The organism is Mycobacterium marinum (assembly GCF_003391395.1).
Classification (GTDB): domain Bacteria; phylum Actinomycetota; class Actinomycetes; order Mycobacteriales; family Mycobacteriaceae; genus Mycobacterium; species Mycobacterium marinum.
Map to the genome: position 1 here is coordinate 2788908 of NZ_CP024190.1, position 24052 is coordinate 2812959.

General features: G+C 64.8%; 14 protein-coding genes. 13 read left to right on the forward strand and 1 reads right to left on the reverse strand.

Annotated elements, in window-relative coordinates:
* The first annotated feature begins 68 nt into the window (after window positions 1-68).
* The 4 genes from infC (at window position 69) to CCUG20998_RS11795 (ending at window position 2246) form a co-directional block, all read left to right on the forward strand.
* The gene (gene infC, locus CCUG20998_RS11780; protein WP_103654037.1) at window positions 69-656 is read left to right on the forward strand and encodes a translation initiation factor IF-3; all 588 of its coding nucleotides are present in this window, start codon (window positions 69-71) and stop codon (window positions 654-656) included.
* A 30-nt stretch (window positions 657-686) separates the two neighbouring features.
* Window positions 687-881 (forward strand): 50S ribosomal protein L35, encoded by a 195-nt coding sequence (gene rpmI, locus CCUG20998_RS11785; RefSeq protein WP_011739748.1) that lies wholly within the window; start codon window positions 687-689, stop codon window positions 879-881.
* 70 nt (window positions 882-951) lie between these two features.
* On the forward strand, window positions 952-1341 hold the full coding sequence (gene rplT, locus CCUG20998_RS11790; RefSeq protein WP_012394192.1) for a 50S ribosomal protein L20: 390 nt from the start codon (window positions 952-954) through the stop codon (window positions 1339-1341).
* Window positions 1342-1460: 119 nt separating this feature from the next.
* Window positions 1461-2246, forward strand: a complete 786-nt coding sequence (locus CCUG20998_RS11795) for a TrmH family RNA methyltransferase (protein ID WP_036455872.1) — start codon at window positions 1461-1463, stop codon at window positions 2244-2246.
* A gap of 3 nt (window positions 2247-2249) precedes the next feature.
* On the opposite strand, the gene CCUG20998_RS11800 is transcribed toward CCUG20998_RS11795, so the two are convergent.
* Window positions 2250-3290, reverse strand: a complete 1041-nt coding sequence (locus CCUG20998_RS11800) for an oxygenase MpaB family protein (RefSeq protein ID WP_036455874.1) — start codon at window positions 3288-3290, stop codon at window positions 2250-2252.
* Window positions 3291-3643: 353 nt separating this feature from the next.
* On the opposite strand from CCUG20998_RS11800, the gene CCUG20998_RS11805 reads away from it, so the two are divergent.
* The 9 genes from CCUG20998_RS11805 (at window position 3644) to CCUG20998_RS28100 (ending at window position 24028) form a co-directional block, all read left to right on the forward strand.
* Entirely contained in the window at window positions 3644-4585 is a 942-nt protein-coding gene (locus CCUG20998_RS11805) for a PE family protein (RefSeq protein ID WP_012394195.1), read from the forward strand.
* A 110-nt stretch (window positions 4586-4695) separates the two neighbouring features.
* The gene (locus CCUG20998_RS11810) at window positions 4696-5607 is read left to right on the forward strand and encodes an adenylate/guanylate cyclase domain-containing protein (protein ID WP_011739753.1); all 912 of its coding nucleotides are present in this window, start codon (window positions 4696-4698) and stop codon (window positions 5605-5607) included.
* 9 nt (window positions 5608-5616) lie between these two features.
* Window positions 5617-6399: a rhomboid-like protein gene (locus CCUG20998_RS11815; protein ID WP_020728737.1), complete on the forward strand. Its 783-nt coding sequence runs from the start codon at window positions 5617-5619 to the stop codon at window positions 6397-6399.
* 257 nt (window positions 6400-6656) lie between these two features.
* Window positions 6657-7700: a phenylalanine--tRNA ligase subunit alpha gene (pheS, locus tag CCUG20998_RS11820; RefSeq protein ID WP_020728738.1), complete on the forward strand. Its 1044-nt coding sequence runs from the start codon at window positions 6657-6659 to the stop codon at window positions 7698-7700.
* Window positions 7700-10189, forward strand: coding sequence for a phenylalanine--tRNA ligase subunit beta (gene pheT, locus CCUG20998_RS11825; RefSeq protein ID WP_020728739.1), 2490 nt, complete (start codon window positions 7700-7702; stop codon window positions 10187-10189). The genes pheS and pheT overlap by 1 nt, the downstream gene beginning before the upstream one ends.
* Before the next feature lie 235 nt (window positions 10190-10424).
* Window positions 10425-12374 carry a PE family protein gene (locus CCUG20998_RS11830; protein WP_020728740.1) on the forward strand — a complete coding sequence of 650 codons (1950 nt, stop codon included), beginning with the start codon at window positions 10425-10427 and terminating at the stop codon, window positions 12372-12374.
* Window positions 12375-12668: 294 nt separating this feature from the next.
* Complete coding sequence (locus tag CCUG20998_RS11835) at window positions 12669-14339, forward strand: PE family protein (RefSeq protein ID WP_036455621.1); 1671 nt, start codon at window positions 12669-12671, stop codon at window positions 14337-14339.
* A 257-nt stretch (window positions 14340-14596) separates the two neighbouring features.
* On the forward strand, window positions 14597-16441 hold the full coding sequence (locus CCUG20998_RS11840; RefSeq protein ID WP_020728742.1) for a PE family protein: 1845 nt from the start codon (window positions 14597-14599) through the stop codon (window positions 16439-16441).
* Window positions 16442-17386: 945 nt separating this feature from the next.
* A complete protein-coding gene (locus tag CCUG20998_RS28100) occupies window positions 17387-24028 on the forward strand; it encodes a PE family protein (protein WP_205869992.1) in 6642 nt (2213 codons plus the stop codon).
* Window positions 24029-24052: the final 24 nt, after the last annotated feature.

Genomic DNA, 24052 nt, shown 5'->3' on the forward strand with positions numbered 1-24052 from the left:
TCCACCGCGCTGATTCCCGCCCGTCCGGGCTCTGACCGCCGTGGAATAAGACCAACCAGGGAGGCCCCATCAGCACTGAGACCCGCGTCAACGAGCGCATTCGCGTACCTGAAGTCCGATTGATCGGCCCAGGAGGGGAGCAGGTAGGCATAGTGCGTATCGAAGACGCACTCCGCGTCGCCGCGGATGCCGACCTCGACCTTGTCGAAGTTGCCCCGAACGCCAGAGCACCGGTCTGCAAGATCATGGACTACGGCAAGTACAAGTACGAGGCGGCGCAAAAGGCGCGTGAATCCCGCCGCAACCAGCAGCAGACCGTTGTCAAAGAACAGAAGCTGCGGCCGAAGATCGACGACCATGATTACGAGACCAAAAAGGGCCACGTGATCCGCTTCCTGGAGGCGGGATCGAAGGTCAAGGTCACCATCATGTTCCGCGGGCGCGAGCAGTCCAGGCCGGAGTTGGGCTACCGACTGCTGCAGCGGCTGGGCGCCGATGTCGCCGAGTACGGGTTCGTCGAAACCTCCGCCAAGCAGGACGGGCGCAACATGACGATGGTGCTGGCACCGCACCGCGGCGCAAAGACACGTGCCAGGGCCCGGCATCCTGACGACCCCGCGGCCCATTCGGCCGACGGTGACAACCAACCGAACTAACTCGTTAGCGAACACCAGAACTGAGGAAAAATGCCCAAGGCTAAGACCCACAGCGGGGCCTCGAAGCGCTTCCGGCGTACCGGTACCGGAAAGATTGTCCGGCAGAAGGCCAACCGTCGGCACCTGCTCGAGCACAAGTCGAGCAAGCGAACCCGGCGCCTGGATGGCCGCACCACGGTGGCCGCCAACGACACCAAGCGAGTCAAATCGCTGCTGAATGGCTAACCCGCCGTCTCAAAGACCGGCCGGCGCCAGCACCTGACCAACCACGTCCGAATGAGAGTAGGAACAACCCATGGCACGCGTTAAGCGGGCAGTTAATGCCCACAAGAAGCGGCGCTCAGTCCTAAAGGCCTCGAAAGGCTATCGCGGCCAGCGGTCGCGGCTCTACCGCAAAGCCAAAGAGCAGCAGCTGCATTCACTGAACTACGCCTACCGTGACCGTCGCGCGCGCAAGGGCGAGTTCCGGAAATTGTGGATCTCGCGCATCAATGCGGCCGCGCGTGCCAACGACATCACCTACAACCGGCTGATTCAGGGGCTCAAGGCCGCTGGCGTCGAGGTGGACCGCAAGAACCTGGCTGACATCGCGATCACCGATCCGGCGGCGTTCACCGCGCTGGTCGATGTTGCCCGCGCTGCGCTGCCGGAGGATGTCAACGCTCCCTCCGGAGAGGCTGCTTAACCTGGCGACGATGCGGACTGTGCCCGGCCCGACGAGGAGCCGGGCACTTTCGTCGCTATCCGGCGACCGCGTATGCCGTGCACGAATCTGAGCGGAGCCGGCCCACCGGCCCCGCTCAGATTCTCACCGAGCGCTCGGCCAGGGTTTCGGCAGCGGCAAAATTGCAGCGCCACGTGGGGCGTCGCCGCACGGGCCGCTTTCTTGCCGAAGGGCCTAACCTCGTCGAGGCCGCGGCGGCGCGCGGGCTGATCCGCGAGCTGTTTGTCACCGAGGCCGCCGAGCAACGGCACGAGCCGCTGCTAGCCCGGCAGGACGCGCCGGTCTATGTGGTGACAGAGCGTGCCGCAAAGGCTTTGTCCGACACCGTTACCCCAAGCGGCCTCGTTGCCGTCTGCCAAATGCCGACGACCGGGTTGGCGGGGGTACTCAGCGGTGCGCCGCGGCTGGTTGCGGTGGCCGTCGAGATCGGCGAGCCGGGCAACGCGGGCACACTCATCCGCATTGCCGATGCCATGGGGGCCAACGCGGTGGTTCTGGCCGGCAACAGTGTCGATCCCTATAACGGGAAGTGTTTGCGCGCATCGGCCGGCAGCATCTTTGCGATTCCCGTCATCGTCGCGCCTGACACCAGCGCAGCGCTTGGTGCGTTGCGCGGGGCCGGTCTACAGGTGCTGGCCAGCGTGGTAGACGGTGAGAAGTCCCTCGACGACATCGACCAACTGCTCGAAGCTCCCACCGCGTGGCTGTTCGGCCCGGAAGCACACGGATTGTCGGCCGAGGTCGCTGCTGCGGCGCATCACCGCGTCCGCATTCCGATGTCTGGGGGAGCGGAGAGCCTCAACGTGGCCGCGGCCGCGGCCATTTGTCTGTATCAGAGCGCCCGGGCATTGAGCAGCGATCGCTGATTCCTAGGCCGCGGTCGTGGTGCGACTCCGACCGCGAGCGGGCCGCAGCCCGGCGATCGAGAGGGTGCTGTGGACCAGCGATCCCGCCCGTTCGAGCAATACCTTGGCCGGGTGGGCGCGTGGCGGAAAGTAGTGCATGGGCAGGCCACGGCGATCCGATGGAGGCGCCATGAAACTGGGCGCCTCGACCAGTGGAGCGTCACGTTTGACTCGTCCCTCAGCCCGTCGGTAGGCGGCCAGCGCCCGGGGGTGTAGCCGGATCTCATCGGGCACCGCCAGAAACGCCAACTCGACGGCCTTGCCGAACAATCGCAACAACACCTCGTCGCCCTGGGTCCAGTGCATGCCCGCCTTCTCACGGACGGCCGGCTCGAACAGGCCGGCGGCAATCCAGCGCTGACCGGCCACCAGCGGTCGGAACAGCTGGTCCCAGATGCCTGTGGGCATGAGTACGAACTTCGGCTTGGGGATGCGCATATTGAAAATGTCGAGGGTGGCCTGATTGATCTCGAGTTCGTCGCGGCCCACCCGCTCCCAGTAATCCTGAAAGTCTTCCCACGTCTCGGGCACCGGGCGCATGCTCATCCCGTACATCCGGTACCACTGCACGTGCTCGTCGAACAACTGGCGCTTCTCGGCCTCGGTCAAGCCACCGCAGAAGTATTCGGCCACCTTGACCACCAGCATGAAGAACGTGGCATGTGCCCAGTAGAAGGTTTCCGGATTGAGTGCGTGGTATCGACGTCCACCGGCGTCCACGCCCTTGATGGTTCGGTGATAACCCTTGATCTGCTGTCCGGTCTGAGCGGCGCGGTCGCCGTCGTAGACCACACCCATGATGGGGTAGACCGACCGGGCCACCCGCTGCAGTGGCTCGCGGAGCAGGATCGAGTGTTCCGTGACGCCAGCGCCCAGCTCGGGATACATGTTTTGGATCGCGCCGATCCACACGCCCATCATCCCGGTGCGTAGGTCGCCGAAGTATTTCCAGGTCAGCGAGTCTGGCCCGAGCGGGTTGGCCGCTGGCGGAGAGGTGGCTGTCATCACGGCCTCCATGCGTTCAATTTGCGCTCACGATAGGCGGTGACAACGCACGTTGTCTACGATTTCGGCGGATATCCGGCGATGGTGTTACCGAGTGTCCACAGTGGTGTAGCAACGGCGTGATCAGCCTGTTTGTTGTCCAGAAATTCGGTCCCGGCCGCTCCCGCGAGGGCCGCTGACTGGCGGTTGGGGCGGCACCTGAACCATGGTTGGCGGACATCGCGGGTAGCGGAAATCCGGCCTCGGGGAGAGCTCCCAAGAAATTGTTATAAACAGGACGTTTGCTCGGCTGTACACTAACTTTCGCGGTGTTTAGCTGGTGAATCTTTTGGTCAATCAAGGGAGACAGAGCTATGTCGTTTCTGAACGTGGCGCCCGAAATGGTGGCCGCAGCGGCCGACAATGTGGAAAGCATTGGCTCGGCCCTAACTGCGGCCCAGGCTGCTGCCGCGGCACCGACGATCGAGCTTGTCGCACCCGCGGCCGATGGAGTTTCGATAGCCGTCACCGCTGCATTTGGGTCGGCCGCCGAGGAGTTCCAGGAGCTGGGCGCCCAGGCAGCCGCGTTTCATGAGCAGATCGTCGCCCTGTTGAACACCGCCGCAGCCGCGTATGCCGGCGCCGAAGCCACTGCCAAGCAGGCGTTACTCGGTGTGGTCAATGGGCCAGCCCAGGCGCTACTGGGGCACTCATTGGTTGGGCCGACCGCAGGCGGCTACACCGCCGCCGCGGCCGACGGGACCAGCGGTGGCGTTGTCGGCGCGTTGCTCGGTGACCCACTGTTGGGCGTGCCGTTCAGCGCTCCCTACAGCTTCGATACTCCATTCGGTCCGGTGGCCCTGACGCTGAACGGGACTGCCTCGCCACTGGGAGAAGTCGTCATCGACTCGGGATCGCTCAACGTCCCCCTCCCGCTCCGGCTCGGGGTGAACGCGCTCGGCCCGGCGATCACCACGGCGGCTGCGCTGCAGGCCAGCGGCACGGCATTTTCGGGCGCGGTGCAAAGTGGGGACCTGCTAGGGGCGGCCGGTGCCCTGCTGACAGCTCCCGGCAGCGCGGTGAACGGCTTCCTGTTCGGCCAAACCGCAATATCGCAGATGGTTCCCGCGCCGGACGGGTCTGGATACACGTCGGTGGATGTCAGTGTGCCGGTTGGGGGTCTGCTGGCTCCCACCAGCGTCGCTACGCTCACGTTGACACCGACTAGTGGTGCGCCGACCGCCATTCTCTTGGACGGAAGCAAGTTTGGTGGCCTGATCACGGGCCTCTTGGATGACTTCGTGCCCGGTTTCTAGACGTGTCCAACGCCTCAGATCCACGGTGATCTGGGCGTTTGTTCGGAGGGTGTGACACACCCGCTTGGCCGTCGTTGCCTGGGTCAGCCACCACCACCTACCCTTGCGAGGTGGAAGTCGGCGCTGACAACGGGGACCCCGGCGTGCCCGATGAGACGGCGATCACGCTGGCTGCGACTGCCCCGCGTCGACGCTCTCCGGTCGAGTGGCTGAGGTCCACGAACCACAGTCCTGGTGTGGTGGCTTTCGTCCGACGAGCGCGGCGATTATTGCCCGGCGATCCTGAGTTCGGTGATCCGCTATCCACCGCCGGTGACGGCGGTCCCCGTGCCGCGGCGCGGGCCGCCGACCGGCTGCTGGGGGATCGCGATGCCGCATCGCGGGAGGTCAGCCTGAGTGTGCTTCAGGTGTGGCAGGCGTTCACCGAGGCGGTTTCGCGCCGGCCGGCGAATGCGGAGGTGACGCTAGTCTTCACCGATTTGGTGGGTTTCTCGACGTGGTCGCTGCAAGCCGGCGACGACGCGGCCCTGAAATTGCTGCGGCAGGTGGCGCGGGCCGTCGAGCCGCCGTTATTGGATGCCGGTGGACATATCGTCAAGCGCTTGGGTGACGGGATCATGGCGGTGTTCCGCAACCCCACCGTCGCGGTGCGTGCCGTCCTGATTGCTCAAGATGCCGTGAAAGCTGTTGAAGTGGAGGGCTATACGCCGCGAATGCGAGTCGGTATCCACACCGGTCGACCGCAGCGGCTGGCGGCTGACTGGCTCGGAGTCGACGTCAACATCGCAGCTCGGGTGATGGAACGCGCTACCAAGGGCGGCGTCATGATCTCGAGCCCCACCCTGGACTTGATCCCACAAAGCGAGTTGGATGCCATGCGCGTCGTCGCCAAGCGGGCACGCAGGCCGATGTTTGCCAGCAAGCTAACCGGGATTCCGCCGGACTTGGCGATTTATCGCCTCACCACTCGTAAAGACCTGGCAACTATTGGTGACACCGCGGACACAGATTTGCAGGCATAGTAGAAGGCAATGACTTACGCGATTCAGTGGATTTTCGCCATCGTGTGCCGGCTCGCGCGGGTCCGCTTCACAGTCAGCTACCTAGCGGCGCTCGCCTCGGTGAGCATCGCAATGCTGATGCTTGGTCCGCAGGCTCACGAGCGAGTGATTCGGCATGCCAGCACCAACCTGCACAATCTGGCGCATGGCCGCTTGGCAACCCTGTGGAACAGCGCCTTCGTCATCGACGAGGGTCCGCTCTACTTCTGGCTCCCGTGCCTGGCCTGTCTGCTCGCCCTTGCCGAGCTGCACTTGCGCACCGCGCGGCTTACCGTCGCGTTTTTCGTCGGCCATCTAGGGGCGACGCTACTAGTAGCGGCGACGCTTGCCGGTGCGGTCGAGTTCGGTTGGTTGCCCGTTTCGATCGCCCACGTCAGCGACGTCGGTATGAGCTACGGCGCGCTGGCGGTGTTGGGGGCGCTTACCGCGGCAATTTCGCGACGGTGGCAGCCGGCGTGGATTGGCTGGTGGGTTGCCCTGGGCTTGGCGGCTGCGGTCGCCGGCGGCGATTTCACCGACTCGGGTCATGCCGTTTCGTTGTTGCTGGGCATGCTGGTGACCGCGCGCTTCAGGCACCCGATTCGCTGGACTCCCGCGCGCTACGCGTTACTGATGGTCTCGTCGGGGTTCGGTTTCCTGCTATTGGCACATACCCGCTGGACATCGGCGAGTGGGGTGGCGCTGGGGGCGGTGGGTGCGTTGGTCGTATACGGCTTGGCGCGCTGGACAACGATGCGGGTCGCGCCGGCTTAGGCGCAGCGCCGACCGGTAGTGAATGTCTGGGTACAGTGGGGTTCGCTGAAGCGAACCGATCATGACTTATGATCGGCATCTGCGTCGTACCCGTGCCGTGACCCCACCCCGCGATGACGTGGGTCCTTTGAGGACCCACTTGTTGGACGGGGGACGGACTGAGGTGGGTGGCCCCCTGCGGGGTGCAAGCACCACTCCCGTGCGGGGGGAAGCCAGGCAGCTATACCCAACCTCGTCAGCAAGGAGAGTGTCGCCGCGTGGGTGATCAACCCGTCGACCTTTCGCCGCAAGGATTGGCGAACGTAGTCAAACTTGCCCATCAGGCCTTTGCTTCGGCCGACAACCTGGAGGCATTGGCACGCGCCAAGACCGAGCACCTCGGCGACCGCTCGCCGCTGGCGCTGGCCCGCCAATCCTTGGGCACGCTTCCCAAAGAACAGCGCGCGGACGCCGGTAAGGCGGTGAACCTCGCTCGCGGTGACGCGCAGTGCAGCTATGACGAACGGTTGGCGGTCCTGCGGGCCGAACGTGACGCGGCCGTGTTGGTGGCCGAGCGCATTGACGTCACATTGCCGTCGACCCGGCAGCCGACCGGCGCGCGGCACCCGATCACGATATTGGCCGAGCACATCGCCGACACCTTCATCGCGATGGGATGGGAGCTGGCGGAAGGGCCGGAGGTCGAGACCGAGCAGTTCAACTTCGATGCTCTGAACTTTCCGCCTGATCACCCCGCGCGCAGCGAACAGGACACCTTCTACATCGCGCCGGAGGATTCTCGGCAGTTGCTGCGGACCCATACCTCGCCGGTGCAGGTACGGACCTTGCTGGAGCGCGATTTGCCGGTCTACATCATTTCAATCGGCCGGACATTCCGAACCGACGAGCTCGATGCCACCCACACGCCGGTGTTCCATCAGGTAGAGGGTCTTGCCGTGGACCGTGGGCTGACCATGGCGCACCTACGCGGAACGCTGGATGCCTTTGCCCGCTCGGAATTCGGGCCACTGGCGCGCACCCGAATTCGGCCGCACTTTTTCCCATTCACCGAACCCTCCGCCGAGGTCGATGTATGGTTTGCCAACAAGAAGGGCGGAGCTGACTGGGTGGAATGGGGCGGCTGCGGAATGGTGCATCCAAACGTGTTGCGGGCCGCGGGAATTGATCCAGAAGTGTATTCAGGATTTGCATTCGGTATGGGTCTTGAGCGAACGCTGCAGTTCCGCAATGGAATTCCAGACATGAGGGACATGGTTGAAGGCGACGTCCGGTTCTCGTTGCCGTTCGGGGTTGGTGCCTGATGCGTGTCCCTTATAGCTGGCTGCGTGAGGTTGTTGCGGCCGGTGCGCCGGGGTGGGATGTCTCGCCGGAGGAGCTCGAGCAGGCGCTGGTGCGCATTGGCCACGAAGTCGAAGCGGTGACTCCGGTGGGACCTGTGACCGGCCCGTTGACCGTTGGCCGCGTGATCGAGATTGAAGAGCTCTCCGGGTTCAAGAAGCCGATCCGCGCCTGTAGCGTCGACTTCGGTGAGGGCGAGGGCCGCGAGATTGTTTGTGGCGCAACCAACTTTGCGGTTGGTGACCTGGTCGTAGGGGCCCTGCCAGGCACCATCTTGCCCAGTGGATTCGAGATCGTCGTCCGCAAGACCTATGGCCGCAAATCAAAGGGGATGATGTGCTCGGCGGCCGAACTCGGTCTGGGGGCTGAGCATTCCGGGATCCTGGTGTTGCCGCCCGGAACCGCCCAGCCTGGGGCCGCGGCCGCCGGCATCCTGGGTTTTGATGACGTGGTCTTCCATCTGGCCATCACCCCCGACCGTGGTTATTGCATGTCGATCCGCGGTTTGGCCCGTGAGATCGCGTGCGCTTTCGACCTGGACTTTGTCGATCCCGCCGATGTGGCACCGTTACCGGCCGAGGGCGAAGCATGGCCGTTGAACGTGCACCCCGAGACCGGCGTGCGCCGGTTTGCGCTGCGTCCCGTCACCGGCATCGACCCGAGTGCTGTGTCGCCATGGTGGCTGCAACGCCGGCTGTTGATGTGCGGTATGCGCGTGACCTCGCCAGCAGTGGATGTGACCAACTACGTGATGCTGGAACTGGGGCACCCGATGCATGCGCACGACCGCAACCGGATCAGCGGGGCGTTCAGTGTGCGCTTTGCCCGGCCCGGCGAAACCGTGGTCACTCTCGACGACGTGGAACGTCGGCTCGATCCCACCGACGTGCTGATCGTCGACGAGGTCGCGACCACCGCGATCGGGGGCGTCATGGGCGCGGCCAGCACCGAGGTGCGCGGCGATTCCACCGATGTGCTGCTCGAGGCGGCGATATGGGACGCCGCCGCGGTATCACGCACGCAGCGGCGACTGCACTTGCCCAGTGAGGCGGCCCGCCGGTACGAACGGTCGGTTGACCCCGCAGTTTCGGTGGCCGCTCTGGATCGCTGTGCGGCGCTGCTCGCCGACATCGCCGGGGGAGCGGTGTCGCCGACGCTGACTGACTGGCGGGGTGACCCGCCGCGCGATGACTGGTCGCCACCACCGATCCGGATCGACGCTGACCTGCCGGATCGGTTTGCGGGAGTGGTCTACGGCCCGGGCACAACGGCCCGGCGGCTGGCCCAGATCGGTGCCGAGGTGCTTGTCGATGACGAGGCGGCGTTGACCGTGACACCGCCAAGTTGGCGACCGGACCTTCAGCAGCCCGCTGACCTCGTTGAGGAAGTGATGCGGTTGGAGGGGCTCGAGGCTATTCCCTCGGTGCTGCCCTCCGCGCCAGCGGGTCGCGGGCTGACCGCTGGCCAGCGGCGCCGCCGCGCGATCGGAAAGTCGCTGGCACTGTCCGGATTCACCGAGATCCTGCCGACGCCTTTTCTGCCCGCCGGCGTATTTGACCTGTGGGGGCTGGCCGCCGACGATCAGCGACGGGCGACGACAAATGTTGTCAATCCATTGGAGGCCGACCGTCCCCAGCTGGCCACGACATTGCTTCCCGCACTGCTTGAGGCACTGGGGCGCAACGTCTCCCGGGGTCTGGCAGATGTCGCGCTCTACGCCGTGGCGCAGGTGGTCCAGCCAACTGATCAGACTCGCGGCATCGAGCTAATTCCCGTGCACCGCCGGCCCACCGACGGGGAGATTGCCGCGCTGGATGCGTCCCTGCCCCGCCAACCACAGCACGTCGCCGCGGTCCTGACTGGCCTACGTGAACCGCGGGGACCGTGGGGCCCGGGTCGCGCCGTCGAGGCCGCCGACGCCTTCGAAGCGGTGCGTATCGTCGCGCGCGCCAGCGCCGTCGACGTGATGCTGCGGGCCACGCAACACCTGCCGTGGCATCCGGGGCGATGCGCGGAGGTGCTCGTCGGTGAAGCCGTCGTCGGTCACGCCGGCCAGCTGCATCCCGCGGTGATCGAACGGGCCGGCCTGCCGAAGGGCACCTGCGCGCTTGAGCTAAATCTCGACGCGATACCCATTGTCGAAACGCTGCCAGCACCGCGGGTTTCACCCTTTCCCGCGGTGTTCCAGGATCTCAGCCTGGTGGTGGCCGCCGACGTCTCGGCACAGATGGTCGCCGATGCCGTCCGAGACGGTGCCGGAGATCTGCTGGAGGATCTGCAGCTGTTCGACGTCTTTACCGGCCCGCAAATCGGGGACGACCGAAAATCGTTGACCTTCGCGCTGCGGTTCCGTGCACCAGATCGCACGCTGACCGAAGACGACGCGAGCGCGGCACGCGACGCCGCGGTGCAATGCGCTGCCCAGCGAGTCGGCGCCGTCTTGCGCAGCTGAACGACTGACCAGGCGTCGGGTGGCCCGGCCACATCCACCCGAGCCGGGGGCACTTTGGTGCCGATCCGCCACGGCCCCCGCACCGGTGCCTTCTGATTCCGCACGCTCCTGTCCGGTTCCGTAGTGAATGCTGTCAGTTCGCTTCGACTTTCGCGCACGTCGCCGTTGCCGCACTAGTTTTGTTCCTGCCTGGTGACCAGCGGTCATCGTCGCAGCGGAGCGAGAGGCGAGCGATATGTCGTTTGTGAATGTGGTGCCAAACACGGTGGCGGCCGCGGCGGGCGATTTGGCGAGCATTCGCTCGGCACTCAGTGAGGCCACTGCGGCGGCGGCGGGGCCGACGACTGACGTGCTGGCTGCCGGCGGCGACGAGGTATCGACGGCGATCTCGCAGCTATTTGGCGCCCACGGCCAGGAATTCCAGGTCGTGAGCGCCCAACTGAGGGGATTTCACGACCAGCTGGTGAGGTTGATGCGGGCTGGTGCGGCTGCCTATGCCAGCGTCGAGGCCACCGCGCAACAAGACTTGTCCATGGCCGAGCAGGGGCTGGTGAACGCGGTCAACGCGCCTGCCCAGGCGCTGTTGGGGCACCCGATAATCGCCACCGGCGGATCCGGCAGTCAGTCCGCGACCACGGGAACATCGAACTCGGGCGTGACGAGCGGTTCGGTCGCGTCCGGCTCGACGACCGGTTCTGTTTCGTCCGGCGCGACCGCTGGCACTGTCTCGACCGGTGCGACGACCGGTTCGGTTACGTCCGGTGCGACCGCTGGCACTGTCTCGACCGGTGCGACGGACGGTGCGGTTACCTCCGGCACTACCACCTCGTCGTCCGACGGGACGACTGTGTCTGCGGGTGGCGTCGCTGCGACTGACCCCGGCTCCGATGGTGGTGTCGCGGTGAGTGACCCCGGCTCCGATGGTGGTGTCGCGGTGAGTGACCCCGGTTCGGATGGCGGTGTCGCGGTGAGTGGGTCTGGTTCCGGCAGCGGCGTTGCGGTGGGCGGCACAGACACGCCAGGGACATCCGCGCCGGCTCCTGTCACCCCGAACACATTCGGTGACGTCGTCGCCGCGCCGTATCAGACGCTGATCTCCAATACGGTCACCAACCTGCAAAGTCTCGACGGCGCCTGGGCGGCCAATCCGGCGCCGTTCCTGCATCAGCTCATCGCCAACCAGATGGGCTACGCGCAGACTGCCGCGACTGCGCTGCAAAGCTCAGTCAGCAATCTGCCCGCGGCGTTGGCGCACTTGCCGGCCGATATCCAGCTCGGTGCCCACTCCCTAATGGCCGCTGACCCGGGCGCGTTCCTACACTCGCTGGTCACCAATCAGCTCGGCTACGCCCAGACGATCAGCACGGCACTGCAAAGCGCCGCCCATGACTTTGGTACCGGAGCGGCGGCATTGCCGGCGGCTTACCAGGCGGCCTTCCAAGACTTCATGGCCGGCAATGTCAGCGGCGCGGCCGACCATCTCGAGTCGGGTTTGGCAAACCTGTTCATCACGGGCTTTGACGTGACTGCCGGTTCGGATGCCGTCCTGAGCATCACTCCGACGGGGACAGTTGGAGACCTCTTGCCGATCTTGGGCATTCCTGGGCAGATGGCGCAGAACTTCACCAACCTGCTGCCAGCCGGATCGGTACCGGAACTGGTATCGCAGAACTTCACCAACATCGTCAACGCCGCCACAAACACGGCCGTTACCTCAACGCTGACCCTCGTTGTAGATCCGAGCAGCCCCACCGGTATCGGGGTGGCCATCGACGCCACTATGGGTTTGCCGTTGGCGTTAGGAGTTGAAGCCCTCGGCGGACCTGTCGATGCGCTTGATGCGTTTGGTACCAGCGCGACAGCGTTCGTCACGGCGGCGCAAAGCGGAAACGTCTTGGCGGCGACCGCGGCGGTGCTGGATGCTCCTGCTGTCGTTGCGAATGGCTTGCTCAACGGTCAGTCCACATTCCCGTTGACGATCGACGCATTGGGCATCCCAACGACGCTGAATCTGCCGATGGACGGAATTCTTATGCCGGCCGGCCCCTACACCGCGACCATTCCAGATCTTGGCGTCACGGCCACCGTCAATGGCACACCGCTTGGCGGCGTTGCACCGGGGCTCCTGACCTTGCTGCCCGAACAGCTTGCCGAGGCGATCGGCGCAAGCCCAGCCACTGACTGAGCTTGCCGCGACGCCCGATCATCGGCGGTGCCGCCAATCTGTCCTTCGCCGTCGCGGGCGCGCCGACCAGCCGTTGAGGTGTTCGCCGTTTGCTGTGACGTGAGTGGGGTTCACCTCGCCCCATTTCGTGGGTATCGGACTCCCACAGGATCTGGCCCGGAGCGGAGGGGTCATGTCCTAGGGCGCGAGAACAAATTCATCAGTTTTCCAGCGGGTTAATACAGTGCCCTATTAGTCTCGACCTGCCTTGGTGATTATCGGGAGGTCGCCACGGCGGGGCGAGAGGAGCCACGGATGTCGTTTCTACTTGTGCAGCCGGAGATGGTCAGCGCGGCCACGGAAAGCCTTACGGCAATCCGCTCCGCGTTAGGCGAAGTCAGTGCGGCAGTCGCGGGTCCCACGACCGCGGTGGTGGCCGCCGCCGGTGACGAGGTGTCGGCGGCGATCTCTCAAGTGTTCGGTGCCTATGGGCAGGAATTTCAAGCGCTCAATGCCCAAGCGGCGGCGTTTCAAGCCGAGTTCGAGGGTTTGCTGAGTGGCGGCGCTGCGGCATATGTCAGCGCCGAGGCGTTGAACTCTTCGGTCTTCGGGCCGCCGATGCAGGAATTGCTCAAGGTGGTCAATGCGCCGACGCAAATGCTGCTGGGACGGTCGCTGATCGCCGACGGGGCCAACGCGACGGTGGCCGGCGGCGATGGCAGGCCCGGTGGAATCTTGATGGGCAAGGGCGGCGACGGGGCGCCCGGCGGCCCCGGTCAGCCCGGCGGTAACGGCGGGGCTGCTGGCTTGATTGGTACCGGCGGTGCCGGAGGCAAGGGAGCCCCGTCTATGCCCGGCGGGCTCGGGGGCCGAGGCGGGTTGCTGTGGGGCGACGGCGGCAAGGGCGGCGATGGCGGTGCTCCGGTGTATGACGCCTGGGGCTATTTGCTTGCTGAAGCCGGTACTGGCGGCGCGGGCGGCTTGCCGGGAATGTTCGGTGGCCTGCCGGGAGTTGCGGGCGCCTGGGGCGGTGAGGTGCCTACCGCGCTAGCGGCCCCGATGGCTCTGTCGGCGGCGGCGAGCAGCCCCGCTGCAGTTGGCGGCGCCTACCAGACCCTATTCGACAACACGTGGACCAACCTGCAAGCCATCGGCGCTACCTGGAATGCCGATCCGGCGCCCTTCCTGAGTCAATTCATCGCCAACCAACAGACCTACGCCAATACGGTGTTTACGTCCTTGTCGAACTCGGTCCAAGACTTCGGGGCGGGATTGGTGGCGTTGCCGGCGGCCTACCAGGGGGCCTTCCAAGCACTCATGACCGGCAATGTCAGTGGAGCGGTCGAGATCCTGGGGAAGGGCTACCTCGGTTTGGTCTTTAACGGCTTCGATTACACCAATGTGCCAGTTGTTACCGTGCAGGGCGCCTTGGGTGATCTCCTGCCCATAACCACCATCCCCGGTCAGATTTCGCAGAACATGACCAACGTGCTGCAGACGGTTACCGACACATCGATCATGGCCAACATCTCCTTGTTGAATCCATCGTTCACCACTGGTTTTCCTCTGACGCTTGCTCTTGATGCGCTGGGGGCGCCGATCGTCACCGGTCAGGCAGCTTTGCAAAGTGCGACGACCTTTATTGATGCGGTCCAGGCTGGCGATGTCGCGGGGGCATTCGGTGCCATTGTTGATGCGCCTGCCGTCATCGCCAACGGGTTCCTCAATGGCGAAGGGACGATAACGCTGGATCTGCCGACCTACCTGTCGCCCATTTCTGGAACAGAGTCGTTGACGTCAGCGATCCCGATTGGTGGGATTTTGACTCCGCTGCAGCCTGTGGAGTCGACCGTGGTGTTCCGGGTGCTCCCGCATACGCCTCCGATCACTCAACAAATAACCCTCGGTGGTACGGAGTTTGGTGGCCTCATCCCTGGCCTGCAGAGCGCGTCCGCGCAGCTAGCGGATGCGATCAAGCTCAGCTAGTAGATGGCGCGGACCTGTCCGTGCGGGTCTCGATGCACGGTCAGGTGCGACGTGGTGGTCGGCTCCGGCGGTGAAGGTGTCGCGTTGACTGAGAGTCGCAGCCACGGCCATCCGGTTGTCTCGGCATGCCTCGAACAGATTCGTGGCTCCAAATCTCCTGCGGCCAATTCTTCGCCTAACAGGTTTGGGGCTGAGACCCTCTGGGTAGCCGCGCCCTGCGCCGTGCGTTACGCGTTGGGCAACGAGGGGAGCTGACTATGTCGTTCGTGATCGCTGATCCGGAGATGGTGACGGCAGCGGCGGCAGATTTGGCGGGCATCCGTTCGACGCTCGGGGCGGCGGCAGAGGCGGCCGCAGGGCCAACAACCGGCGTGGCGGCTGCGGCCGCCGATGAGGTATCGGCGGCCATCGCGCACCTCTTCGGTGCGTATGGGCAGGAATTTCAGGCTCTCAACGGCCGAGCGGCAGCGTTTCATGCCGAGCTCGTGCGCTTGTTGAACGGTGGCGCTGCAAGCTATCTCAGTGCCGAGGTCGTCAACGTCGAAGCATTGCTCGGCCGATCGCTGAACGGCGGTGCGGCCGCTGCCGCCGATCCTCTCAGCGGGCTTCTGGGATCGATCCTCGGCACTAGCTCAGGTGGTAGCGGAAGCGTTGGCGGGATCCTCGGTGGTAGCGGGGGGCTGTTGGACCCGATCCTGTTCGGGGGCACTGGTGGGCTCCTTGGCCCGCTGGTGGGGGGCAATGGCGTGCTGACTTCGCTCGTCGGCTCCGGACCTTTGGGCCCGTTCTTCAACGGTGTCGGAGGGGAGATCGGCGTCGTCACATCCGCTCTGATCGGCGGCGACGGCGCCGCGTTGCTGTCTGATCAGATCGGCGGCATCACGGGCGCCCTCACTAGTCTGCCCGGATTGAGCGGCCTGCAGACATTGCTACCGGGTCTGTTCCCGTCCTCCGGGGACACAACCACAACACCTGCGCCTGGCGGTGCCTGGCAGCAACTCTTTGAGAACACCAGCTCGAACCTGAATGCCCTCGGCACAGCGTGGTCTGAAGATCCATTCCCGTTGCTGCGTCAGGTGATCGCCAATCAGCAGGGCTATGCGTACACGCTCGGGCAGGATCTCAGCCTCGCGATCCAGAACCTACCCACTGAGCTGGCACACCTGCCGGAGAACATCGAGACCGGCATCCAGGGATTTCTAGCTTTCAACCCCGGCCTCTACGCTCAGCAGTTCGTCGCCGGCACGATGAACGACTTCCACACGATCGGCACGTCGCTCTCGGAAGCGGGTCAGGACCTTCAGATCGGGCTGGCCGGCTTCCCGGCCGACATGCAGCCAGCCTACGAGGCGTTCGCAGCCGGCAACTACAACCTGGCGGTCAACGACGCGACGAAGGCCTTGCTCAATGTCTTCATCACCGGATTCGATACCAGCAACTTGAACGACATCAGATTGCTGGGGCCGGTAGCGGACCTTTTCCCGATCCTGGCCCTCCCCGGGCAGGATGTTCAGGGCTTCAGCAACCTGTTGCCTGCCGGCTCGATTCCCGCGCAGATGACTCACAACCTCGCCAACGTGCTCAATGCGCTTACCGATACCAGCATTTCGACGACGATCTCCGGAACCTTGGATCCGCCCGCACTTGTACTCGACGCCAACTTCGGTCTGCCGTTGTCGATCCTCTTCGGTGTCGCGGGCGCGCCGGTTGCGGGTCTCGACGGACTGGCCACCGCCGGGACAACGATTGGCACTGGCGTAGCAACCGGGAACCCGTTCACGGTGGTCGGTGGCCTAATCGACGCGCCGGCGGTCGTCTTGGACGGCTTCCTCAATGGCGAAACGATTGTCGACATGTCGTTGCCGGTGACCTTCGATGTGCCAGTCCTCGGGCCGCTAAACATACCGGTCGTCATTCACCTTCCCTTCCAAGGGCTTTTGGTTCCGCCGCATCCGATTACAGCGACGGTGCCGCTGGAGATTCTTGGGGTCGACATCCCAATCAACCTGACGCTCGGTGGCACCCAATTCGGGGGGCTGGTGCCCACGCTGGTGAACTACACGTCCCGGCACCTGGCCAACGCAATAACGCCCGCCGCGTAGTGCCCCAGGCGCCGCCGAAACCTGCAGGTGCTTGCCGGTGATCGTCACTGGCGCGTAAGTCGCTCGGAGCAAATGATTCTGCTCATTCCAATCTCACAGGGTGTGCAGTCGTGGGTCACTTGGTAATGGCTTGATGTGTCCCAGCGAACCTGGGTGACCTGCCTGCTTTGCGCGCAATTGTGGGATAGCGGCCGATCATTTGGGGCCACAGAAATCGTGGGTCGTTTTGGCGTGTCCCGCGCCGCTGTAAGCCGGGAAAAGATGCATAATGTTCGCCGCCGATTCATCGGGTTGCCGAAGGGCTGGCTAGCGGATTGATGCCCGCCTTCGTCATGTGTGGAATAACGGCCTTGCGGCGAAAATCCTAAGGAGGATTGGGGAGCTTGCGGAAAGGGTATTCCGCATAGACTTTTCGACCTTCGGGGTGCCCTGCCGCGGCAACGGCCAAGGGCTCATGACGGCCGCTTGTTAGTACGAGGGCTCCGTTGGGGCGCCCAAAAGTGTTCCGCTGCAACGGTAGAACATCTGGCATGGGCGTGGTCGGGAGCCCCGGACGGCGGGGTAGGCGCCGGGGCGGGCGGCTTACGAACTCATCGCCTGGTCGCCCGGTGAAGGCTTTGTCGGGTGAAGTCGGTGTCGCTGAACATTCGCGAAATTTACTCTGCTGCAATTAATTAGCGGCGGCCAAACTGTGTGTTGGGGCTGCGGCATCCAGATCTTGATAAAACTCCTGACGGCAGGCAGCAGAAGTCGGTACCCGGCTTCCGGTGAAATCTGGCCCGGGGTGAAGTCGTTTCGTCAATCAGATTGCCTGGGGTTGGATTCGGGCAGGTGAAAACGATGGTTTTCTTGTGTAGTTCTGCCACAGCGGATTACGTTTCTTCTGCCGATGAGATCGGGCCTCTTCGGATCACAGACCGTTCATTCTGCGTGGGGATGATGAACATGTCTTTTGTGACCGCTGTGCCCGAGCTCGTCGAGTCGGCAGCCCAGGACTTGGCAGGAATCCGTTCAGCACTGGTGGAGGCCGCTCAGGCAGTAGCAGCGCCGACCACCGCACTGGCGGCCGCGGGAGAAGATGAGGTATCCGCTGCAATAGCAGCGCTATTCGGCACTTTTGGCCAGGAATATCAAGCAGTCAGTGCACAAGCGGCGTCGTTCCACGAGTCTTTCGTCAGGGTGTTGAGCGGTGCTGCGGCTTCGTACGTGGAAGCTGAGGTAGCCAACGGTGCTGCCCTGCTCGCGGGCGAAAGTGCCGCCGCTGCAGTCAGCGGCGGATTTAGCGGTGGGCTGACGGCCGGACTTAGCGCGGAGTTGGCTCTTCAAGCGGCGAACTCCCTCGCGACAGCTTTCGGCTCCGGAGTTTCCGGTCTTGCGCTGCAGACCGGTGGTGCGCTTGTGTCCGGTCTTGGGACCGGTCTGGTTCAAACCGGCGAGGTCATCGTGTCGGCTGGCCAGGCCTTGCAGAACCTCGGTTCGTTCATGGCGGGCGCTGGTGCTGGGTTGAGCGCTCAAGCCAGTGCGGCCCTCACCCAGGCAATGAATTTGGGTGGCTCACTGAGCGCACAGCTTGGGGCTTCCCTGTCGGGCAACTTCAACCTCGCTCTGCCGGAACTGATCGCGGGATTCAATAATGGGCTGACTGGGCTGTTTCAAACCGGCCAGACCATCACGACCAGCCTGATCGGTAGCGCCGGCAGCGGCCTTGGTGCGCTTTTCCAAACCGGCGGAACCGTGCTTACCAACTTCGGGAGCGCCTTGCCCGAATTCGCCGCTCAGCTAAGCGGTGCGATCTCGGCGACCGTTGGCAGCAGCCTGCCCGGCCTCGTCGGCGCGTTCGATAGCGGATTCACCGGCCTGGTCCAGGCGGGCCAGTCTTTGGCGACAAACCTGGCGGGCAGTGTGGGCGGCGGTCTGGATGCGCTCATCCAGACCGGAGAGACCCTGGCAGGCAGCTTGACGGCCAGCCTTAGCGCTCCCGTATTGGCGGCCGAGTTGTCGGCGGCGTTGCAGGCGAGTTTCGGTACGTCGCTGCCAGAGTTGGTTGCTGCGTTTACCGGTGGGTTGAACGGGCTGGTGCAGGCGGGTCAAACGTTGGCCGCGAATGTGGCGGGCAACTTTGGTGGCGGCCTGAGTGGGTTGTTGGAGGCTGGGCAGGTGTTGATGGCCAACCTGGCAGGTGGGTTTAGTCTGCCGGCGTTGGCGGCCCAGATTAGTGCGGCGTTGCAGGCCAGTTTCGGTGCGTCGTTGCCGGAGGCGGTGGCGGCGTTCACGGGTGGGTTGAACGGGCTGGTGCAGGCGGGTCAAACGTTGGCGGCGAATCTGGCGGGCAGCGTTGGTGGTGGGTTTAGCGCGTTGATTGAAGTTGGTCAGGCGTTGGCCGCCAACCTGGTTGGTGGGTTCAGCCTGCCGACGCTGGCCGCTGAGTTGTCGGCGGCGTTGCAGGCTAGCTTCGGTGCCTCGTTCCCGGAGGCGGTGGCCGCGTTCACCGGTGGGTTGAACGGGCTGGTGCAGGCGGGTCAAACGTTGGCGGCGAATCTGGCGGGCAGTTTTGGCGGTGGCCTGAGTGGGTTGTTGGAGGCCGGGCAGGTGTTGGCTGCCAACTTGGTTGGCGGGTTTAGTCTGCCGACGCTGGCCGCTGAGTTGTCGGCGGCGTTGCAGGCCAGTTTCGGTGCGTCGTTGCCGGAGGCGGTGGCGGCGTTCACGGGTGGGTTGAACGGGCTGGTGCAGGCGGGTCAAACGTTGGCCGCGAATGTGGCGGGCAGTTTTGGTGGCGGCCTGAGTGGGTTGTTGGAGGCTGGGCAGGTGTTGATGGCCAACCTGGCAGGTGGGTTTAGTATGCCGGCGTTGGCGGCCCAGATTAGTGCGGCGTTGCAGGCCAGTTTCGGTGCGTCGTTGCCGGAGGCGGTGGCGGCGTTCACGGGTGGGTTGAACGGGCTGGTGCAGGCGGGTCAAACGTTGGCGGCGAATCTGGCGGGCAGCGTTGGTGGTGGGTTTAGCGCGTTGATTGAAGTTGGTCAGGCGTTGGCCGCCAACCTGGTTGGTGGGTTCAGTCTGCCGACGCTGGCCGCTGAGTTGTCGGCGGCGTTGCAGGCTAGCTTCGGTGCGTCGTTGCCGGAGGCGGTGGCCGCGTTCACCGGTGGGTTGAACGGGCTGCTGCAGGCGGGCCAAACGTTGGCGGCCAACCTGGCCGGCAGCCTTGGTGGCGGGTTTAACGCGTTGATTGAAGTTGGTCAGGCCTTGGCTGCCAACCTGGTTGGCGGGTTTAGCCTGCCGGCGTTGGCGGCTCAGATCAGTGCGGCGTTGCAGGCCAGCTTCGGTGCGTCCTTGCCGGAGGCGGTGGCCGCATTCACCGGTGGCTTGAACGGCCTGGTGCAGGCGGGCCAAACGTTGGCGGTCAATCTGGCCGGCAGCTTTGGCGGTGGCCTGAGTGGGTTGTTGGAGGCCGGGCAGGTGTTGATGGCCAACCTGGTTGGCGGGTTTAGTCTGCCGGCGTTGGCGGCCCAGATTAGTGCGGCGTTGCAGGCCAGCTTCGGTGCGTCGTTCCCGGAGGCGGTGGCCGCGTTCACCGGTGGCTTGAACGGGCTGGTGCAGGCGGGCCAAAGCTTGGCGGCGAATCTGGCCGGCAGCTTTGGCGGTGGCCTGAGTGGGTTGTTGGAGGCCGGGCAGGTGTTGATGGCCAACCTGGTTGGCGGGTTCAGTCTCCCGACACTGGCCGCTGAGTTGTCGGCGGCGTTGCAGGCCAGCTTCGGTGCCTCGTTCCCGGAGGCGGTGGCCGCGTTCACCGGTGGCTTGAACGGGCTGCTGCAGGCGGGCCAAACGTTGGCGGCCAATCTGGCGGGCAGCCTTGGTGGTGGGTTTAACGCCTTGATTGAAGTTGGTCAGGCGTTGGCCGCCAACCTGGTTGGTGGGTTCAGTCTGCCGACGCTGGCCGCTGAGTTGTCGGCGGCGTTGCAGGCTAGCTTCGGTGCGTCGTTGCCGGAGGCGGTGGCCGCGTTCACCGGTGGCTTGAACGGGCTGCTGCAGGCGGGCCAAACGTTGGCGGCCAACCTGGCCGGCAGCCTTGGTGGCGGGTTTAACGCCTTGATTGAAGTTGGTCAGGCCTTGGCTGCCAACCTGGTTGGTGGGTTCAGTCTGCCGACGCTGGCCGCTGAGTTGTCGGCGGCGTTGCAGGCTAGCTTCGGTGCGTCGTTCCCGGAGGCGGTGGCCGCGTTCACCGGTGGCTTGAACGGGCTGCTGCAGGCGGGCCAAACGTTGGCGGCGAATCTGGCGGGCAGTTTTGGCGGTGGCCTGAGTGGGTTGTTGGAGGCCGGGCAGGTGTTGGCTGCCAACTTGGTTGGCGGGATTAGTCTGCCGGCACTGGCGGCCCAGATCAGTGCGGCGTTGCAGGCCAGCTTCGGTGCGTCGTTGCCGGAGGCGGTGGCCGCATTCACCGGTGGCTTGAACGGCCTGGTGCAGGCGGGCCAAACGTTGGCGGTCAATCTGGCCGGCAGCTTTGGTGGCGGCCTGAGTGGGTTGTTGGAGGCCGGGCAGGTGTTGATGGCCAACCTGGCAGGTGGGTTTAGTCTGCCGGCGTTGGCGGCCCAGATTAGTGCGGCGTTGCAGGCCAGTTTCGGCGCGTCGTTGCCGGAGGCGGTGGCGGTGTTTACCGGTGGGTTGAACGGGCTGGTTCAGGCGGGTCAAACGTTGGCGGCGAATCTGGCGGGCAGTTTTGGCGGTGGCCTGAGTGGGTTGTTGGAGGCCGGGCAGGTGTTGATGGCCAACCTGGTTGGCGGGTTTAGTCTGCCGGCGTTGGCGGCCCAGATTAGTGCGGCGTTGCAGGCTAGCTTCGGTGCGTCGTTCCCGGAGGCGGTGGCGGTGTTTACCGGTGGGTTGAACGGGCTGGTGCAGGCCGGCCAAAGCCTGGCGGCGAATCTGGCCGGCAGCCTTGGTGGCGGGTTTAACGCCTTGATTGAAGTTGGTCAGGCCTTGGCCGCCAACCTGGTTGGCGGGTTCAGTCTCCCGACACTGGCGGCCCAGATCAGTGCGGCGTTGCAGGCTAGCTTCGGTGCGTCGTTCCCGGAGGCGGTGGCCGCGTTCACCGGTGGCTTGAACGGGCTGCTGCAGGCGGGCCAAAGCTTGGCGGCGAACCTGGCCGGCAGCTTTGGCGGTGGCCTGAGTGGGTTGTTGGAGGCTGGGCAGGTGTTGATGGCCAACCTGGTTGGCGGGTTTAGTCTGCCGGCGTTGGCGGCCCAGATCAGTGCGGCGTTGCAGGCTAGCTTCGGTGCCTCGTTCCCGGAGGCGGTGGCCGCATTCACCGGTGGCTTGAACGGCCTGGTGCAGGCCGGCCAAACGTTGGCGGCCAACCTGGCCGGCAGCCTTGGTGGCGGGTTTAACGCCTTGATTGAAGTTGGTCAGGCCTTGGCTGCCAACCTGGTTGGTGGGTTCAGTCTGCCGACGCTGGCCGCTGAGTTGTCGGCGGCGTTGCAGGCTAGCTTCGGTGCGTCGTTCCCGGAGGCGGTGGCCGCGTTCACCGGTGGCTTGAACGGGCTGCTGCAGGCGGGCCAAACGTTGGCGGCGAATCTGGCGGGCAGTTTTGGCGGTGGCCTGAGTGGGTTGTTGGAGGCCGGGCAGGTGTTGGCTGCCAACTTGGTTGGCGGGATTAGTCTGCCGGCACTGGCGGCCCAGATCAGTGCGGCGTTGCAGGCCAGCTTCGGTGCGTCGTTGCCGGAGGCGGTGGCCGCATTCACCGGTGGCTTGAACGGCCTGGTGCAGGCGGGCCAAACGTTGGCGGTCAATCTGGCCGGCAGCTTTGGTGGCGGCCTGAGTGGGTTGTTGGAGGCTGGGCAGGTGTTGATGGCCAACCTGGCAGGTGGGTTTAGTCTGCCGGCGTTGGCGGCCCAGATTAGTGCGGCGTTGCAGGCCAGTTTCGGCGCGTCGTTGCCGGAGGCGGTGGCGGTGTTTACCGGTGGGTTGAACGGGCTGGTGCAGGCGGGTCAAACGTTGGCGGCGAATCTGGCGGGCAGTTTTGGCGGTGGCCTGAGTGGGTTGTTGGAGGCCGGGCAGGTGTTGATGGCCAACCTGGTTGGCGGGTTTAGTCTGCCGGCGTTGGCGGCCCAGATTAGTGCGGCGTTGCAGGCTAGCTTCGGTGCGTCGTTCCCGGAGGCGGTGGCGGTGTTTACCGGTGGGTTGAACGGGCTGGTGCAGGCCGGCCAAAGCCTGGCGGCGAATCTGGCCGGCAGCCTTGGTGGCGGGTTTAACGCCTTGATTGAAGTTGGTCAGGCCTTGGCCGCCAACCTGGTTGGCGGGTTCAGTCTCCCGACACTGGCGGCCCAGATCAGTGCGGCGTTGCAGGCTAGCTTCGGTGCGTCGTTCCCGGAGGCGGTGGCCGCGTTCACCGGTGGCTTGAACGGGCTGGTGCAGGCCGGCCAAAGCCTGGCGGCGAATCTGGCCGGCAGCCTTGGTGGCGGGTTTAACGCGTTGATTGGAGTTGGTCAGGCGTTGGCCGCCAATCTGGTTGGTGGGTTTAGTCTGCCGGCGTTGGCGGCCCAGATCAGTGCGGCGTTGCAGGCTAGCTTCGGTGCGTCGTTCCCGGAGGCGGTGGCCGCATTCACCGGTGGCTTGAACGGCCTGGTGCAGGCCGGCCAAACGTTGGCGGCGAATCTGGCCGGCAGCTTTGGCGGTGGCCTGAGTGGGTTGCTGGAGGCCGGGCAGGTGTTGATGGCCAACCTGGCGGGCGGGTTCAGCTTGCCGGCGTTGGCGGCCCAGATCAGTGCGGCGTTGCAGGCCAGTCTTGGCACCTCATTCCCCGAGCTGATGGCCGGATTCACCGGTGGCTTCACCGGCTTGCTCCAAACTGGACAATCTCTGGCGGGCAACCTCGCGGGTAGCTTTGGCGGCGGACTGGATGCGCTAATCCAGACAGGTCAGAACGTCGCGGCCAATCTTGTCGGCGCCTTCAACGCACCGGCACTGCTAGCCGGATTGAACAGCGGGTTGAACGGACTAGTCCAGACCGGCGCGTCGCTGGCTGGGAACCTGGCGGGAGCCTTTGGTGCAGGCCTGCCGGACCTTGCTACCCAGCTGTCGGCTGTGTTGTCGGCCAGCCTGAGCGGTGACCTGTCGGCGGAGTTGAGCGCCGCGCTGACGGCGAGCCTTGCCAACACGGCGTCGGGGCTGTTGTCAGGCCTGGCACAGACCGGTGCAACCCTGGCAGGGGGGATCGGAGGAGGGCTGCTAGGTCTGATTGGCACCGGCGAAACCCTGGCGAGCAGCCTCGCAGGAGGTGTTTCCGGCTTGCTGGGCACGGGCGAATCGCTGCTGATGATCTGGCAAAACGCCACGGCAGAGGTGACCGGTGCGCTCAGCGATGCTGTTGTTGCCAGCATCGGCGTTGGTCTGCCCGGGCTGTCACAGGCCGCGGTCACCCTGTCGACAGGCATCGCCAACGCCAGCGTTGGCCTGACCCAGACCGGAGGCGTCATCGTGAGTGCCCTGGATAACGCAGCTCTTGGAATCACCGGAGACATCAGTGCTGCATTGGCCAATCTTCAACTCGCCATCCAGGCGGCGTTGAACGCGAGTTTCGGAGTTCAGGTCGCTGCCTAGCTGGGGCTGACTACCCTTGAGCTA

Coding starts and splice junctions, on each gene's coding strand:
- CCUG20998_RS11840 (WP_020728742.1), top strand. CDS start 14,597: ATGTCGTTCGTGATCGCTGATCCGGAGATGGTGACGGCAGCGGCGGCA.
- CCUG20998_RS11815 (WP_020728737.1), top strand. CDS start 5,617: ATGACTTACGCGATTCAGTGGATTTTCGCCATCGTGTGCCGGCTCGCG.
- CCUG20998_RS11800 (WP_036455874.1), bottom strand. CDS start 3,290: ATGACAGCCACCTCTCCGCCAGCGGCCAACCCGCTCGGGCCAGACTCG.
- CCUG20998_RS11830 (WP_020728740.1), top strand. CDS start 10,425: ATGTCGTTTGTGAATGTGGTGCCAAACACGGTGGCGGCCGCGGCGGGC.
- CCUG20998_RS11805 (WP_012394195.1), top strand. CDS start 3,644: ATGTCGTTTCTGAACGTGGCGCCCGAAATGGTGGCCGCAGCGGCCGAC.
- rplT (WP_012394192.1), top strand. CDS start 952: ATGGCACGCGTTAAGCGGGCAGTTAATGCCCACAAGAAGCGGCGCTCA.
- rpmI (WP_011739748.1), top strand. CDS start 687: ATGCCCAAGGCTAAGACCCACAGCGGGGCCTCGAAGCGCTTCCGGCGT.
- CCUG20998_RS28100 (WP_205869992.1), top strand. CDS start 17,387: ATGTCTTTTGTGACCGCTGTGCCCGAGCTCGTCGAGTCGGCAGCCCAG.
- CCUG20998_RS11835 (WP_036455621.1), top strand. CDS start 12,669: ATGTCGTTTCTACTTGTGCAGCCGGAGATGGTCAGCGCGGCCACGGAA.
- pheT (WP_020728739.1), top strand. CDS start 7,700: ATGCGTGTCCCTTATAGCTGGCTGCGTGAGGTTGTTGCGGCCGGTGCG.